Source organism: Vibrio hepatarius (assembly GCF_001274785.1).
Taxonomy (GTDB): domain Bacteria; phylum Pseudomonadota; class Gammaproteobacteria; order Enterobacterales; family Vibrionaceae; genus Vibrio; species Vibrio hepatarius.
On sequence record NZ_LHPI01000035.1, the window covers coordinates 39,852 to 55,980 of the forward strand.

Genomic DNA, 16,129 nt, shown 5'->3' on the forward strand with positions numbered 1-16,129 from the left:
AAGTGTTACGACTTACGCCGTTTTTACTTCTTCTCGTAAGCCTGTGAATTCAGGCATCAACGAAATAAGTTGCTTGCTGTACTCATGCTGAGGTGACTTAAACAGTTGCTCAGTTGGCGCCACTTCAAGCAGTGTGCCCATCTGCATCACACCGACTCGGTCACACATTTGGCGGATAACCGGTAAATCGTGACTGATAAACAGCATGGTTAGGTTCAGCTCGTCTTGGAGATCTTTCAACAGGTTCAGAATCTGCGCCTGAACCGATACGTCCAGTGCCGAAGTAGGCTCATCACAAATCAGCAGACGCGGACGCGTTGCCAGAGCTCGAGCGATAGAGATACGCTGACGCTGACCACCAGAGAATTCGTGCGGGTACTTCACCCCTGCCATACGACCCAAACCAACGTGATCAAGTAGATCGTTAACGATCTGTCTCGTTTCGGCTTCGCTATTGGTCAGTTTGTGGAAACGAATTGGCTCGGCAATGATGTCAGCAATCTTCATTCGCGGGTTCATTGATGAATAAGGGTTTTGGAATACCATCTGCATTTGACGGCGCATCGGGCGACGCTCTTTTTCAGATTTCAGCGCGGTTAGGTCAATACCTTCAAATGTCACGCGGCCAGAGTTAGGCTGATACAGACCAGCGATAACACGAGCAATCGTCGACTTACCTGAACCTGACTCACCCACCAAACCGAAGGTTTCACCTTCAAACACTTCAAAGCTGACGTTATTTGACGCCTGCACGTATTCGCGGCGGCTCTCAAACAGAGAGTCTTTAGTGGTAAAACGCAGGTTGACGTTTTCAACGTTAAGCAAAGCACCTGTGTAACTGCGCTGATCTTGGCTTTGACCCAGCCAGTGGTTTTTTACATCCAGCGGTTCCATCTCGGTTGCTTCTTCGATGTAACTCACCAATGGGAAACGATCGAGTTTGACGTCTGAGCGCGGTACCGCAGAGATCAAGCTATGGGTGTAAGGGTGTTCTGGCGTACCCAGCACTTTCTGAGTTGGACCAAATTCCACCAAATCACCGCGGTACATAACCGCCACACGGTCGGTCACATTGGATACCACACCCATGTCATGGGTCACCAACATACAGCCGACATTGTTCTTGATACACAAGTCGCGAATTAATTGCAGGATTTGGTCTTGGATAGAGACGTCGAGCGCCGTCGTCGGCTCATCGGCGATAATTAGGTCTGGCTCACCCGCGAGGGCGATAGCAATCACCACACGTTGGCGCATACCACCAGAAAACTGGTGTGGATATTGTTTTAAACGGTTCTCTGGTTGTGGAATCCCCACTTGCTGCATCAGCGCAAGAGAACGTTTGTACGCTTCTTCATCAGAAACGTTCATATTGGCGTGAATGGTCTCTTTTAGTTGCTGTTCAACGGTGAACAGTGGATTAAGAGACGTCATCGGGTCTTGGAAAATAAAACCAATCTTCGAGCCGCGAACTTTGCGCATCTTTTCAGGAGACAAGCCTGAAATCAGCTCTCCATCTAGATACACATCGCCGCTCGCAATGCGCCCTGGAGGGCTAAGCAGATCAATAACTGCGTTACCAACGGTTGACTTACCCGCACCTGATTCGCCGACCACACCGACGATCTCTCCTCGCTCAATATTGAACGATAGAGATTTAACTGCAGCATGCACACCGTGGCGAGACGGGTACTCAATACGAAGATTTTTAACTTCTAAAAGTGACATTAACCAGACCTCTACTGCTTCGGCAGTTTTCTGCCCTGTCTGAAAAGTGAATCCATTCGAGTCAGTCTATTACCTGACAATTTATAAGCTCATCAATTTGGCAAATAATTCACAAAAAAGCAACAAAGATAGGATAAAAATTCGATATCGGGCAAAAAGCAAGCACCTTAACAAAATAAATATGCAATTACGCGAAAGTAAAAATTGATCAGACCACTTTGCAATATCGCCTAAATACCGAATAAAGCGTTATTAATTAGCGCTACAAGTTATATAGATCATCCAAAAGAAAAAGCATAAGTATTCAAGTCACAAACGAAATTTTAATTAACAAAAATAAAACAAAAACCTATATTTAAAGTGAAATTGCAAAACATACAACCAGAAAACAACCATTACCTTAGAGTTATTATCTGTCTATACATTTATGTATAGACCAAGAATCTGGTGCTGTTCAAAAATTTTTTAGCTACAAGCTCGCGGCTAGCATTTCACCATCCGCTTCAACCACAAACCTAATGTGCCACTAGACCGAAAAGTCCTTGCTGACTACCGAATGAAAATGGTCTTAATGTGAGTCAATGAGAGGCCGGAAACTCGAGAAGCAATAACGCTCACAACTCACGAAAATTCGGCAAATTTGCTCTAAGGCATAAAAGAAAAATGAAGTAACAAGAAGCGGCGATTAGTGATTCACTATCGAAGAAGATCGACATTTAGTATTGGGATAAATCGATAATTTTAGGATGTAAAAAAGACCCAGCCTTTCGACTGAAGCTTCAATGGTTGTCGGTGAAGAGCCAGATTTTGAACATCAGGCGAACCCCGACCATAAACAGAGTTAAATCTATAAATGCAGAATATAAAAAAGCCCCAGTCTTTCGACTGAGGCTTTAATAGTGGTCGGTGAAGAGCCAGATCTTGAATATCAGGCGAACCCCCGACCCTAAAAGAGTTAAATTGATAAACTCAGAATGTAAAAAAGCCCCAGTCTTTCGACTGAGGCTTTAATAGTGGTCGGTGAAGAGGGATTCGAACCCCCGACCCTCTGGTCCCAAACCAGATGCGCTACCAAACTGCGCTATTCACCGAGCATATTCTTTAATAAAGAATGGGGTGGCTAACGAGACTTGAACTCGCGACAACCGGAATCACAATCCGGGGCTCTACCAACTGAGCTATAGCCACCATCAAATTTTGTTGTTTACCGCTTTGAGCGAGAAACGAAATAGTGGTCGGTGAAGAGGGATTCGAACCCCCGACCCTCTGGTCCCAAACCAGATGCGCTACCAAACTGCGCTATTCACCGACGATATTTAGTCTTTTACTAGCTTTACCTGAGAGTAACCCTCTGGTCCCGCGATTCCAAGACCTCGATGCTCTACCAAACGTAGTATTCACCGACTTATGTTTTATCTCGATTTTCATCAAGATTGGAAGCAAAGCTACCAAAAGAATGGGGTGGCTAACGAGACTTGAACTCGCGACAACCGGAATCACAATCCGGGGCTCTACCAACTGAGCTATAGCCACCACTGAGTTTTACCGACTTATCCTCCGGGGAATGGTACGCCCGAAAGGATTCGAACCTTCGACCTTTGGCTCCGGAGGCCAACGCTCTATCCAACTGAGCTACGGGCGCATGCCCTATCGGCGGAGTGGAATAATACGTATATCACACTAGGTCGTCTAGTACTTTTTCAACTTTTTTTATCGTTTGGCGCCTTTTTGGGCAATTAAAGTGTGATAAACCCCTATTTCCCATTAGATAACTGATATGAAGGGGGTATCTTGCTGTTTATTGCAACAAGTTATCAGGATATAATCACCCATTATTTACATTGATTTAACAGGAAGTCGCCTGTTTCATCAACGCCACACTCTAATAAAAGGTAAGCACGAACTTACCTTCAGGAATGTAAAGTGAGTTTAATGGATATGTCTCGAAAAATCTTAACCGCTTTGGTCGCTGCAATTACTTTTTCTAGCGCTTCTTTTGCAGCCAATATTAGCCAAGAAGAACATGACGCGATTGCAAAACGTATTCAACCTGTCGGTGATGTATACCTAGCAGGTTCTGAGCCAGTTGCAGCTGAACCAACAGGCCCACGCGATGGTGCGACAGTATACGGTACTTTCTGTATTGCTTGTCACGCATCTGGTGTAAGTGGCGCGCCTAAAACTGGTAACGCTGACGACTGGGGTCCTCGTATTGCACAAGGTAAAGACGTACTAAAAGACCACGCTATCAACGGCTTCAACGCGATGCCAGCGCGTGGTTCATGTATGGATTGTTCAGACGATGAAATCGTTGCCGCTATTGAGCACATGATCGCTGGTCTGTAACCGCAGAATAATACAGATTACAAGAAGGGCTTGGTAACATCACCAAGCCCTTTTTTTTTATTTTTTGTTGAACATCGCGCGAAGGTTTGCGATGTGCGCCTGCCCTTTTGCCATCCGCTCTTCTTGGCTCTGCGGCTTTTTCTTCACTTCCCATTCAACATCGTCAAAAGGCAGCTCATCAAGAAAACGACTTTGAGTTGGCTTAATCAATTCGCCAAACTGACGGCGCTCTCTACACATAGTGAACGTCAGCTCTCGCTGGGCACGAGTGATACCCACGTACATTAGGCGTCGCTCTTCTTCGACATTATCTTCATCGATACTGGTTTGGTGCGGCAAGATCCCTTCTTCAGAACCGATCAAATAGACGTAAGGAAATTCCAAACCTTTTGATGCGTGCAACGTCATCAACTGGACCGCGTCGCTGTCGTCATCTTCTTCACCACGTTCCATCATGTCTCGTAGCGTCAGTCTTTGAACTACTTCTTTAAGCGTCTTTTCTTCTTGGTCGTAATTGTCCCCTTCTAGGTCAGAGACAATCCAAGAGTAAAGGTCAGAGACGTTCTTCATTCGCATCTCAGCCGCTTTCGGGCTCGGCGACGTTTCGTATAACCAATCTTCATAGTTAATGTCGCGTACTAATGAACGTACCGCTTCAACCGTATCACCACGTTCTGCTTGGTCTGCAATCTTCACCAACCAAGAGGTGAAACGTCGTAAGTTTTCCAATCCGCGGCCTGTCAGGTGTTGCTCAAGCCCCATTTCAAAGCTGGCTTCAAACAGACTTTTGCTACGCATATTGGCATAACTACCCAGTTTTTCTAACGTTACCGGACCAATCTCACGGCGCGGCGTATTCACAATACGTAAGAAGGCATTGTCGTCGTCTGGGTTCACCAACACACGTAAATAAGCCATGATGTCTTTGATTTCAGCGCGAGCAAAAAAGGACGTGCCGCCAGAGAGCTTATAAGGCACTCGGTTTTGCATCAGCGACTTTTCAATCAAACGCGACTGATGGTTACCACGATACAAAATCGCGTAGTCTTTATAGTCGGTACGGTTAAGGAACTTATGGGCGATCAATTCACCAGTCACGCGCTCCGCTTCATGGTCTTCATTTTTCGCCATCAATACTTTGAGCTTTTCCCCATCCGGAATTTCTGAGAACAGTGATTTCTCATACACGTGTGGGTTGTTGGCGATCAGGATGTTCGCCGCACGCAAAATTCGGCTGGTCGAGCGATAATTCTGCTCAAGCTTAATTAGCCGTAGATTTGGGTAGTCCTCACCTAGCAGCACCAAGTTCTGGGGTTTCGCGCCACGCCATGAGTAGATGGATTGGTCGTCGTCACCTACTACGGTCAAACGCCCACGTTCACCCACAATTAGCTTTACCAGCTCGTATTGACTGGTGTTGGTATCTTGGTACTCATCCACCAGCAAGTAGCGGATGCGATTTTGCCAACGTTGACGCACTTCCTCATTATTACGCAGGAGCAGTACTGGCATCAGGATTAGATCGTCAAAATCGAGCGCGTTGTACGCTTTCATCTGCTTTTGGTACATCTCAAAGCAGAAAGCAAATAACTGTTGCTGTTCACCTTTTGCCGCGGCTTTGGCTTGCTCTGGCGACAGCATGTCGTTTTTCCAGTTAGAGATCGTACTCAACAGTTGCTTGAGTAGGTCTTTATCACCGTCGAGCTGCTTTTCTGTCAGCTCTTTCAGCAGCGCCATCTGGTCTTGGTCATCAAACAGTGAAAAACCCGCTTTTAATCCCAGCGCTTTGTACTCGCGTTTGATGATATTGAGGCCGAGGGTATGAAACGTCGACACCATCAAACCTTTGGATTCATTTTTGCCAAGCGTCTGACCCACACGCTCTTTCATTTCTCGCGCAGCTTTGTTGGTAAACGTCACCGCGGCGATATTGCGTGCTTTGTAGCCACACTGCTGAACCAAATACGCAATTTTATTGGTGATAACACGTGTTTTACCTGAACCAGCACCGGCCAATACGAGGCAAGGTCCCGATACATACTTAACGGCTTCATCTTGTCTTGGGTTCAGCTTCATACGTGTCTCTAAGCAAAAAAAGGGTGGCGCTTATAATAATGGCGAGTTGGGGCGATTACCACGTTTATCATTCTCCTGTCATCCGCGCGCTTTAGTCTTCTTTCCAAGAAATTTTAAAATAGCCAAAATTTTTATTGCACACCTGTGCAGCTTTCAGTCTATAATGAATGAACGTTCATTCACTTAGAGTGTAACTATGTCTATTAATCCAGCTTTAGATAAGAAAGAGCAGATACTCTGTGCCGCCGAAAGGCTTATCGCAGAACTGGGACTTCAAGGTTTTTCGATGCAAAAACTGGCCAACGAAGCCGATGTTGCAACGGGAACCATCTATCGTTATTTCACAGATAAAGACCACTTGTTAGACGAAGTGAGATTGAACGTAGCGAAGCGCATTGCGACAGCAGTTCAAGCAGGCGTGAGCGACGATATGCCTTTAAAAGCGCGTTACCGGAAAATGTGGCTCAACATTTGGCGTTTAGCTGGTTCAAATGTAGACACCTTGCACAATCGCGTTCAATATGAATCTCTGCCATGTGCAAACAATAGAACAACGCTGGAACTCGAGCGGAAAATGTTTGACCAAGTAGAGAGACTATTTACTCAAGGCAAAGAGCAAGGGGTGTTTAAACCACTCGATAACCGAATTCTTTCCGGGCTAAGTTTCGAAGCGACCGTTGCGCTCGCTCGAAGCCATGCCATGGGATTTTATCAACTGGACGAAGCAGCCATAGAAGCTGCGATTGAAGCCAGTTGGGACGCAATCATTCAACACTAATTGGAGTTCTGACCAGAATGAAAAAGTGGACCTTCTTTATGTTACTTATCGCGATACTGCTGTTCGGCAGCGTGATAGGTTTCAATCTTTTCAAACAACAGAAGATTGCCGAGTATATGGCGAATCGTCCAGAAGCTGAGTTCCCAGTTACCGTCACTGAAGTTAAAGCGGTGGACTGGGTGCCTGTGATTGAGGCGATTGGTTTTATCGAGCCAAACCAAGGTGTCACTGTTGCTAACGAAACCAGTGGCGTGATTGACAAGATCGCATTCGAGTCAGGGACTCAAGTGAAAGAAGGTCAAGACTTAGTGCTTCTGGACTCAGCAGTCGAAAAAGCTAACCTAAAGAGCGCGCAAGCAAAACTGCCTGCAGCAGAAGCGAAGTACAAGCGTTACCAAGGCCTGTACAAAAAAGGCTCTATCTCTAAAGAATCTTACGATGAAGCAGAAGCGAACTACTTCTCTCTTCGCGCAGATATCGAGAGCTTGAAAGCAGCGATTGACCGTCGTGAAATCAAAGCACCATTCTCAGGTGTGGTTGGTATCCGTAACGTTTACCTAGGTCAGTACCTACAAGCGGGTACAGACATTGTACGCCTTGAAGATACTAGCGTGATGCGTCTACGTTTCACCGTGCCGCAAACCGATATCTCTCGTATCCATATGGATCAAGAAGTCGACATTTTTGTTGATGCTTACCCAGAGATGGCGTTCAAAGGCTCAATCACAGCAATCGAACCTGCGGTTAATGTTCAAAGTGGTTTGATTCAAGTTCAAGCAGATATCCCGAACAGCGACGGTAAACTTCGTAGCGGTATGTTTGCACGTGCGAACATCATCCTGCCAAAACTTGAAAACCAAGTCACTCTTCCACAAACCGCCATTACCTTCACGCTATACGGTGACAACATTTACATCGTATCTGAAGAAGATGGTGAAAAGCGTGTAACACAGCAAGTGGTTAAAGTGGGTGAACGTACTAAAGACATCGCACACATCCTTGAAGGCGTTAAGCCTGGTGATGTGGTTGTAACGTCGGGCCAAGTTCGTTTAAGTAACCACGCCAAAGTTCGTGTAGTAGAAAGCAATGCAACTACTCCACCAGCTGAAACACCAATGCTGTAACCGGAGGCTTCATGCGCTTTACTGATGTTTTTATTAAACGTCCAGTTTTAGCGGTATCGATCAGCTTTTTGATCGCGTTGCTTGGTCTACAAGCAATCTTCAAAATGCAGGTCCGTGAATACCCTGAAATGACGAATACGGAAGTAACGGTTTCAACCAGTTACTACGGCGCCAGTGCCGACCTTATCCAAGGCTTTATTACTCAGCCATTGGAGCAAGCCGTCGCGCAGGCAGACAATATCGACTACATGACGTCTCAATCGGTACTCGGTAGCTCAACTATCACGGTAAAAATGAAGTTGAACACTGACCCGAACGCGGCACTGTCAGACGTACTGGCTAAAACCAACTCGGTTCGCTCTCAGCTTCCTAAAGAAGCGGAAGACCCGACAGTAACCATGTCGACCGGTTCGACAACCGCGGTACTGTACATTGGTTTCACCAGTGACGAGCTGTCTTCAAGTCAGATCACCGACTACCTAGAACGCGTAATCAACCCGCAGTTGTTTACCGTTAACGGTGTGTCGAAAGTTGACCTGTATGGTGGTATGAAATACGCACTACGCGTATGGCTAGACCCAGCGAAAATGGCAGCGTTTAACCTGACCGCGACAGACGTAATGGGCGTACTAAGTGCCAACAACTACCAGTCTGCAACGGGTCAGGCTATCGGTGAGTTCGTACTTTACAACGGCAGCGCCGATACGCAGGTATCAAACGTTGATGAGCTGAAGAACCTAGTTGTCAGCACTGATGACGGTAACGTGACTCGTCTAAGCGACATTGCAAAAGTGACGCTAGAGAAGAGCCACGACTTGTACCGTGCAAGTGCGAATGGTCAGGAAGCGGTGGTAGCAGCAATCAACGCAGCGCCGAGTGCTAACCCGATCAACATCGCCGCAGATGTCCTAGACTTGTTGCCACAACTAGAACGCAACCTGCCAAGCACGATCAAAATGGACGTGCTGTACGACTCAACCATTGCGATCAACGAATCGATTAGCGAAGTAATCAAAACTATCGTTGAAGCGGCGATCATCGTACTAGTAGTAATCACACTGTTCCTCGGTTCATTCCGCGCGGTAATCATCCCGATCGTCACTATCCCACTCTCTTTGATTGGTGTAGCGATGGTGATGCAGTCAATGGGCTTCTCTTGGAACCTAATGACGCTACTGGCGATGGTACTGGCAATCGGTCTGGTGGTGGACGATGCGATCGTTGTACTGGAGAACGTCGACCGACACATCAAACTCGGAGAATCTCCGTTCCGTGCGGCGATCATTGGTACACGTGAAATTGCGGTACCGGTTATCGCGATGACACTGACGCTGGGTGCGGTATACGCGCCGATCGCGCTGATGGGTGGTATCACTGGCTCGCTATTTAAAGAGTTCGCGTTAACCCTAGCAGGTGCGGTATTCGTATCGGGTATCGTCGCGCTGACCCTATCACCAATGATGTGTTCAAAAATGCTGAAAGCTCACCAAGAGCCGAGCAAGTTTGAGCAAAAAGTGCATAGCGTGTTAGACCGCATGACGGGTCGTTACGAGAAGATGCTGGGTGCAGTAATGCAACATCGCCCAGTGGTTATCGGTTTTGCTTTGATTGTATTTGCCAGCCTACCAATGCTGTTCAAATTCATCCCGAGCGAACTGGCTCCGTCTGAAGATAAAGGTGTAGTGGTACTGATGGGTACAGCGCCATCAAACACAAACTTAGACTTTATCCAGAACACTATGGGTGACGTAAACCGCATCCTTTCTGAGCAACCAGAAGTGCAATTCGCTCAGGTGTTCTCAGGTGTGCCTAACTCAAACCAAGCATTCGGTATCGCTTCGATGGTTCCTTGGAGTGAGCGTGAAGCAAGCCAAGCAGACGTAACAGGTCGTGTGGGTGGATTGGTTGCAGACGTACCGGGAATGGCGGTAACGGCGTTCCAAATGCCTGAACTACCAGGTGCAGGTAGTGGTCTGCCAATTCAGTTTGTTCTCACTACGCCAAACGCGTTTGAAAGCTTATTTGCTATCGCAACGGACGTATTGACCGAAGTGAAGTCTAACCCGATGTTCGTATACTCAGACCTAGACCTGAACTACGACTCGGCGACGATGAAAATCAACATCGACAAAGACAAAGCGGGTGCATACGGCGTTACGATGCAAGACATCGGTGTGACGCTGGGTACGATGATGGCGGATGGCTACGTTAACCGTATCGACCTGAATGGCCGTTCGTACGAAGTTATCCCTCAGGTAGAGCGTAAATGGCGTCTAAACCCTGAGTCGATGAACAACTACTACGTGCGTGCTGCAGACGGCAACGCGGTTCCACTGAGCAACCTAGTTAAGATTGACGTGATTGCTGAGCCACGCTCATTGCCTCACTTCAACCAGCTGAACTCAGCAACTATCGGTGCGGTACCAGCACCGGGCACGGCAATGGGTGATGCGATTAACTGGTTCGAGAACATCGCTGAAACGAAACTGCCAAGCGGCTACAACCATGACTACATGGGTGAAGCGCGTCAGTTTGTTACCGAAGGTAGCGCACTGTACGCAACGTTTGGTCTAGCATTGGCGATCATCTTCTTGGTTCTGGCGATTCAGTTTGAATCTCTGAAAGACCCAATCGTGATCATGGTGTCGGTTCCACTGGCAGTATGTGGTGCGTTAATCGCTCTGGCGTGGGGTGCCGCGTCGATGAACATCTACTCACAGGTTGGTCTGATCACTCTAGTCGGTCTGATTACCAAGCACGGTATCTTGATCTGTGAAGTGGCGAAAGAAGAGCAACTGCACAACAAACTTGGTAAGACAGAAGCGGTAATGGAAGCGGCGAAAGTTCGTCTGCGCCCTATCCTAATGACAACAGCAGCGATGATCGCGGGTCTTGTCCCACTGATGTATGCGACAGGTGCAGGTGCGGCTCAGCGCTTTAGTATCGGTATCGTAATCGTTGCTGGTCTAGCGATTGGTACTCTGTTTACCCTATTCGTACTACCAGTGATCTACAGCTACTTAGCTGAGAAGCACAAGCCACTGCCTGTTTTTGTCGAGGACAAAGACCTGGAAAAGTTGGCACGCGTTGATGAGGCAAAAGCCGCTCAACGCGAACTCGCTGACAATCACTAAGAGTTAAAAACGCAAAAGGCCACTTCGGTGGCCTTTTTTATTGCCTGGCGTCAGGCGTGCCTGGCTCGATTTTTTGCTATCTAACTAGCGACTTTCCCGTATCAATTACATAGAATGTAGCCAAAGAGACAGGAGTTTTAGTCACCATGTTTGACCCAAAGAAACTAGAGCAAATCGCTAAACAAATTCACGACTCTATGCCAGCACCTGTAAAAGAGCTGGGTGCAGACGTCGACCAAAAAGTTCGCCAAGTCATCCAAGGCCAGCTAAACAAGCTGGACGTGGTAAGCCGCGAAGAGTTTGACGTACAAACACAAGTGCTACTGCGCACTCGCCAAAAGCTAACTGAAATGGAAGCAAAACTGGCAGAACTTGAAGCGAAGCTAGCCGACAAGTAAGCATCAACTTCGACAAGACTCAAAAGGCTGACACTTAGGTGACAGCCTTTTTTATTTCTCTTCTAAAGCCAAACACACTAAAAACAAAAAGGCTTGGTCAACGGAGACCAAGCCTTTTAATTAGATGTTGTGTTTATACCAATCGTAGTAAATAACTGCTCATTCTAGCTTGTTAAAATACTCGATAACTGCGTTAAAATTTTTGATTGTAGAATAACTACTTACCGAAAAATCTTGCCTTGTTCTCAAGCATTTTTCCTACGCTATTTCTGACCATTTACTTACTGTGATTGGTATTATTTTGTATTTATCACTCCAGTCTGCCTGGAGTTCATTTTACGTTTTCAATGCTGTAAAGCTTAAGGTCGCGGAGGAAACACGGAGTTTGCGCTAGCAAATGAGTATTTCCGACAAAGAGATTAAGCTCTACAGCGAAGAAAATTAGCCGCCTACCGCGATGCGCTTCATATCCGTCATATACCCACGCAACTCTTCACCGATGTACTCAACTGGGTGGTTACGGATAGCATCGTTCACTTCGATTAGACGCGCGTTATCTACTTGGTTAGACGTTTCGCCTAGGCCTTTACCGATAACGTCAGTGCCTACTTTCGGCATGAACTTCTCGCGTAATAGTGGTGTTGCTACGTTAGCGAATAGGTAGTTACCGTATTCTGCTGTATCAGAGATTACTACGTTCATCTCGTATAGACGCTTACGAGCGATAGTGTTTGCGATTAGCGGTAGCTCGTGTAGTGATTCGTAGTACGCTGACTCATCAATGATGCCTGACGCTGTCATTGCTTCGAACGCTAGCTCAACACCTGCACGCACCATCGCGATCATTAGGATACCGTTGTCAAAGTACTCTTGCTCTGGGATTTCTACGTCAGACGCTGGGTAGTTTTCAAACGCCGTTTGGCCTGTTTCTTCACGCCAGCCTAGTAGGTTCACGTCGTCGTTTGCCCAGTCAGCCATCATAGTGCTAGAGAATTCGCCTTCGATGATGTCATCCATGTGCTTGTTGTAAAGCGGACGCATCAGTTCTTTCAGCTCTTCAGAAAGCTCAAATGCTTTCACTTTCGCTGGGTTTGATAGGCGATCCATCATGTGCGTGATGCCACCAAATTTCAGTGCTTCTGTCACTGTTTCCCAACCGTACTGAAGTAGCTTACCTGCGTAACCTGGGTCGATGCCTTCTGCAACCATCTTCTCGTAACATACGATAGAACCCGCTTGCAGCATGCCACATAGGATAGTTTGCTCGCCCATAAGGTCAGATTTAACTTCTGCTACAAATGAAGACTCTAGACAACCTGCACGGTGGCCACCTGTTGCTGCTGCCCATGCTTTCGCGATATCCCAACCTTCACCTTTAGGATCGTTTTCTGGGTGAACTGCGATTAGCGTTGGTACACCGAAACCACGTTTGTACTCTTCACGTACTTCGGTACCCGGACACTTAGGTGCAACCATGACTACTGTTAGGTCTTTACGGATTTGCATACCTTCTTCAACCACGTTGAAGCCGTGAGAGTAACCTAGAGCCGCGCCTTCTTTCATTAGCGGCATGACAGTTTCTACTACGTTGGTGTGCTGTTTGTCCGGAGTTAGGTTAACCACTAGGTCTGCTTGAGGGATGAGTGTCTCGTAGCTGCCTACTTCAAAACCGTTTTCTTTTGCGTTCTTGTAAGATTGACGCTGCTCGTCGATCGCTGCTTGGCGAAGTGCGTATGCCACATCAAGACCAGAGTCACGCATGTTTAAACCTTGGTTAAGACCTTGCGCGCCACAACCTACGATAACCACTTTCTTACCTTTTAGGTAATCGGCTTCTGTTGCGAATTCGCTGCGGTCCATAAAACGACAACGACCTAATTGGTCTAGTTGCTCACGTAGGTTTAAGGTATTGAAATAGTTAGCCATAGCAGGGCTCTCCTTATAAGAATTTTTCCATCTGGTCGATATTTCTCTATCGAATGAACTGATACTAAAACAGACATCAGGTTGCTTAAAGTGATATATTCACAATTAGTTATTGCAAAAAGTGCAACAAGGAAATGACGCTTTCATGAACATTAAAAGTCTGCAGGTATTTATTCACCTGTGTGATAGTAAGAGCTTTGCCAAAACGGCCTCAGCAATGCACATCAGCCCGTCGGCGCTGAGCCGCCAAATCCAGAAGCTGGAAGCCGAGACTGGGCAAGGTTTGTTTGTTCGCGATAATCGCAGCGTCGAACTGACTCCCGCAGCAAAGAAGCTGTTGCCAGTGGCATTGCGTATCCTGGGTGAATGGCAGAGCTACAACGCGCAACTCAAAGGAATAGAAGAGGAGCTGAAAGGGGAAATTCGCCTGTTCTGTTCGGTCACCGCGAGTTATAGCCATTTACCCGAGTTGTTGACCGAATTCCGCATTCAGCATCCATTTATCGAATTCAAACTACAGACTGGCGATCCAGCAACCGCGATTGAGCGAGTGTTGGCCGACGATGTGGACGTAGCAATCTCTGCCCTGCCCGAGCAACTGCCTTCACGCATCGAATTCGAAACCATCAGTGAAATTCCACTGTCAGTGATCGCGCCCGTTGGCGTCAGTAACTTTGTCGAAGAGCTGCAAAAAGAAAAGCCGGATTGGTCAAATATTCCGTTTATCGTCCCGGAATCTGGCACCGCGCGAGAACGTGCGAATACTTGGTTTAAGAAAATGAAGATTAAACCGAATATTTACGCCCAAGTGTCTGGGCACGAAGCGATTGTCAGTATGGTGGCGCTCGGTTGCGGGGTGGGTATCGCGCCGGATGTGGTGATCAACAACAGTCCGGTCAAAGAGAAAATACAACGCCTTAAAGTCGCGTCGATTCGCCCGTTTAAGCTTGGGGTTTGCTGCAAACGTGCTCAGCTCGATAACCCACTCGTCAAAGCGCTGTGGCAAGTTGCCCAATCGACTTACATTGCCCCTTAACGCAAAAAGCCACCTTATCGGTGGCTTTTTCAATTTGGCGTTCGGTTAAATGACGCGAGAGAACTGTTGCTGACGCGCTTTGGCACGAAGGTATTTGTCAAAACACATACAGATGTTGCGGATCAGCAGTCGACCACGCAGCGTCACGCGGATTTCATTTTCATCCACTTCGACCAACTGGTCGTCGATAAAGGTTTGTAGCAAGCCTAAATCTTCTTTGAAGTAGTGGTTAAATTCGACGTTAAAACCAGCTTCAATCGCGGTTTTATCCAGCTTAAAGTTACAGATCAATTGTTTGATAACTTCGCGACGAAGTAAGTCATCACTATCAAGTGCAACACCTTTCCATAAAGCGTGGCGCTGTTCACCAACCTGTGCATAGTACTTCTTCAGCTCTTTCTGGTTTTGCGCGTACGCGTTACCGATCATAGAAATCGCCGAGACGCCAAAGCCAACCAAGTCACACTCACCTTGTGTGGTGTAACCCTGGAAGTTGCGGTGTAAAACGCCATTACGCTGCGCCACTGCCAACTCATCGTCCGGCATAGCAAAGTGGTCCATACCGATAAACTGATAACCTGCGCCAGTCAGCGTGCTGATGGTGTCTTGCAGGATCGCCATTTTCTCTTCCGCTTGAGGCAAATCTTCATCTTTGATTTTGCGCTGGGCAGCGAAGAGTTGTGGCATGTGGGCGTAGTTAAACACCGACAAACGACCTGGCTGCATTTCCAGCACTTGGCTTAACGTCTTGGCGAACGACTCTTTGGTTTGCTTAGGCAGACCGTAAATCAAATCGAGGTTTGTCGAGCGGAAACCGAGCTGCTTAGCACGCGCAACCATAGCGAAAATGAACTCTTCGTCTTGCTCACGGTTGACCAGCTTCTGCACTTCTTTGTTGAAGTCCTGCACACCGATACTGAGGCGATTAAAGCCTTCGCTGCGCAAATGGTCGAGCATATCCAGCTCGATTTCACGCGGGTCAACTTCAATACTGATTTCAGAATCCGGTTCAAAAGCGAATTCACCGCGCAAAATCGCCATCAAACGGCTAATTTGCTGCTTACTCAGAAAAGTAGGTGTGCCACCGCCAAAATGTAATTGTGTCACTTTACGACCGTGCAACAGCGCTGCGCGCGTACGGATCTCAAGTTCCAATACATCTAAGTACTCATCCGCCTTGTGCGAATGACGAGTGATGACTTTATTACAGCCGCAGTAGTAGCAAAGCTTGTGGCAGAATGGAATGTGGATATACAGAGACAGTGGTCTCTCTGGGTATTCCGTGCACGCCATATCGTAATCGGCAATAGTAAACGCCTCGTGAAACTCCAACGCGGTTGGGTACGAGGTATAACGAGGGCCTGAGTAGTTGTATTTATCGAGAACTGCTTGGTCCCACACTATTTGCTGACTGGCGACAACTTGCTGCGACATGATGCTTTTCCATTTGGGCTGTAATAATTGTCTGGCGGCTAAGCCTTACGTATCGCCGCGTATTTTGCCACAGCAAAATGGCGCTCGTTGCCAGACAGTTCGCTTTTTGAGTAACAATGCTCGGAATTGATAACCCGATCACTTACTGA

10 protein-coding genes and 5 tRNA genes are annotated in these 16,129 nt (G+C 47.2%); 6 read left to right on the top strand and 9 right to left on the bottom strand.

All coding sequences use genetic code 11. The features are described from left to right. Positions 1–12: 12 nt before the first annotated feature. The 6 genes from AKJ31_RS21020 to AKJ31_RS21045 all read right to left on the bottom strand — a co-directional run bounded on the left by AKJ31_RS21020 (position 13) and on the right by AKJ31_RS21045 (position 3,370). Complete coding sequence (locus tag AKJ31_RS21020; protein ID WP_053410990.1) at positions 13–1,728, bottom strand: dipeptide ABC transporter ATP-binding protein; 1,716 nt, start codon at positions 1,726–1,728, stop codon at positions 13–15. A gap of 1,014 nt (positions 1,729–2,742) precedes the next feature. Continuing rightward, positions 2,743–2,819: transfer RNA gene (locus AKJ31_RS21025), tRNA-Pro, on the bottom strand. A gap of 21 nt (positions 2,820–2,840) precedes the next feature. Further along, a tRNA-His gene (locus AKJ31_RS21030) sits at positions 2,841–2,916 on the bottom strand. Between the two features lie 44 nt (positions 2,917–2,960). Then, a tRNA-Pro gene (locus tag AKJ31_RS21035) sits at positions 2,961–3,037 on the bottom strand. A 148-nt stretch (positions 3,038–3,185) separates the two neighbouring features. Continuing rightward, positions 3,186–3,261: transfer RNA gene (locus tag AKJ31_RS21040), tRNA-His, on the bottom strand. A gap of 32 nt (positions 3,262–3,293) precedes the next feature. Further along, positions 3,294–3,370 (bottom strand) — tRNA-Arg (locus tag AKJ31_RS21045). A gap of 290 nt (positions 3,371–3,660) precedes the next feature. On the opposite strand from AKJ31_RS21045, the gene AKJ31_RS21050 reads away from it, so the two are divergent. Then, positions 3,661–4,074: a c-type cytochrome gene (locus AKJ31_RS21050; RefSeq protein ID WP_053410991.1), complete on the top strand. Its 414-nt coding sequence runs from the start codon at positions 3,661–3,663 to the stop codon at positions 4,072–4,074. Between the two features lie 57 nt (positions 4,075–4,131). On the opposite strand, the gene rep is transcribed toward AKJ31_RS21050, so the two are convergent. Continuing rightward, positions 4,132–6,150 (bottom strand): DNA helicase Rep, encoded by a 2,019-nt coding sequence (rep, locus tag AKJ31_RS21055; RefSeq protein WP_053410992.1) that lies wholly within the window; start codon positions 6,148–6,150, stop codon positions 4,132–4,134. 196 nt (positions 6,151–6,346) lie between these two features. Here rep and AKJ31_RS21060 point away from each other — a divergent pair, with 196 nt between their 5' ends. The 4 genes from AKJ31_RS21060 to ubiK all read left to right on the top strand — a co-directional run bounded on the left by AKJ31_RS21060 (position 6,347) and on the right by ubiK (position 11,584). Then, positions 6,347–6,928, top strand: coding sequence for a TetR/AcrR family transcriptional regulator (locus AKJ31_RS21060; RefSeq protein WP_053410993.1), 582 nt, complete (start codon positions 6,347–6,349; stop codon positions 6,926–6,928). Positions 6,929–6,945: 17 nt separating this feature from the next. Then, complete coding sequence (locus AKJ31_RS21065) at positions 6,946–8,052, top strand: efflux RND transporter periplasmic adaptor subunit (protein ID WP_053410994.1); 1,107 nt, start codon at positions 6,946–6,948, stop codon at positions 8,050–8,052. 11 nt (positions 8,053–8,063) lie between these two features. Next, complete coding sequence (locus AKJ31_RS21070; protein WP_053410995.1) at positions 8,064–11,186, top strand: multidrug efflux RND transporter permease subunit; 3,123 nt, start codon at positions 8,064–8,066, stop codon at positions 11,184–11,186. A 146-nt stretch (positions 11,187–11,332) separates the two neighbouring features. Continuing rightward, positions 11,333–11,584: a ubiquinone biosynthesis accessory factor UbiK gene (gene ubiK / locus AKJ31_RS21075; RefSeq protein ID WP_014230445.1), complete on the top strand. Its 252-nt coding sequence runs from the start codon at positions 11,333–11,335 to the stop codon at positions 11,582–11,584. Between the two features lie 441 nt (positions 11,585–12,025). On the opposite strand, the gene ilvC is transcribed toward ubiK, so the two are convergent. Next, positions 12,026–13,510: a ketol-acid reductoisomerase gene (ilvC, locus tag AKJ31_RS21080; RefSeq protein ID WP_053410996.1), complete on the bottom strand. Its 1,485-nt coding sequence runs from the start codon at positions 13,508–13,510 to the stop codon at positions 12,026–12,028. A gap of 145 nt (positions 13,511–13,655) precedes the next feature. On the opposite strand from ilvC, the gene ilvY reads away from it, so the two are divergent. Then, positions 13,656–14,546 (top strand): HTH-type transcriptional activator IlvY, encoded by an 891-nt coding sequence (gene ilvY, locus AKJ31_RS21085; protein WP_053410997.1) that lies wholly within the window; start codon positions 13,656–13,658, stop codon positions 14,544–14,546. A 45-nt stretch (positions 14,547–14,591) separates the two neighbouring features. Here ilvY and hemN read toward each other — a convergent pair whose 3' ends face one another. Continuing rightward, entirely contained in the window at positions 14,592–15,980 is a 1,389-nt protein-coding gene (gene hemN / locus AKJ31_RS21090) for an oxygen-independent coproporphyrinogen III oxidase (RefSeq protein WP_053410998.1), read from the bottom strand. Between the last annotated feature and the right edge of the window lie 149 nt (positions 15,981–16,129).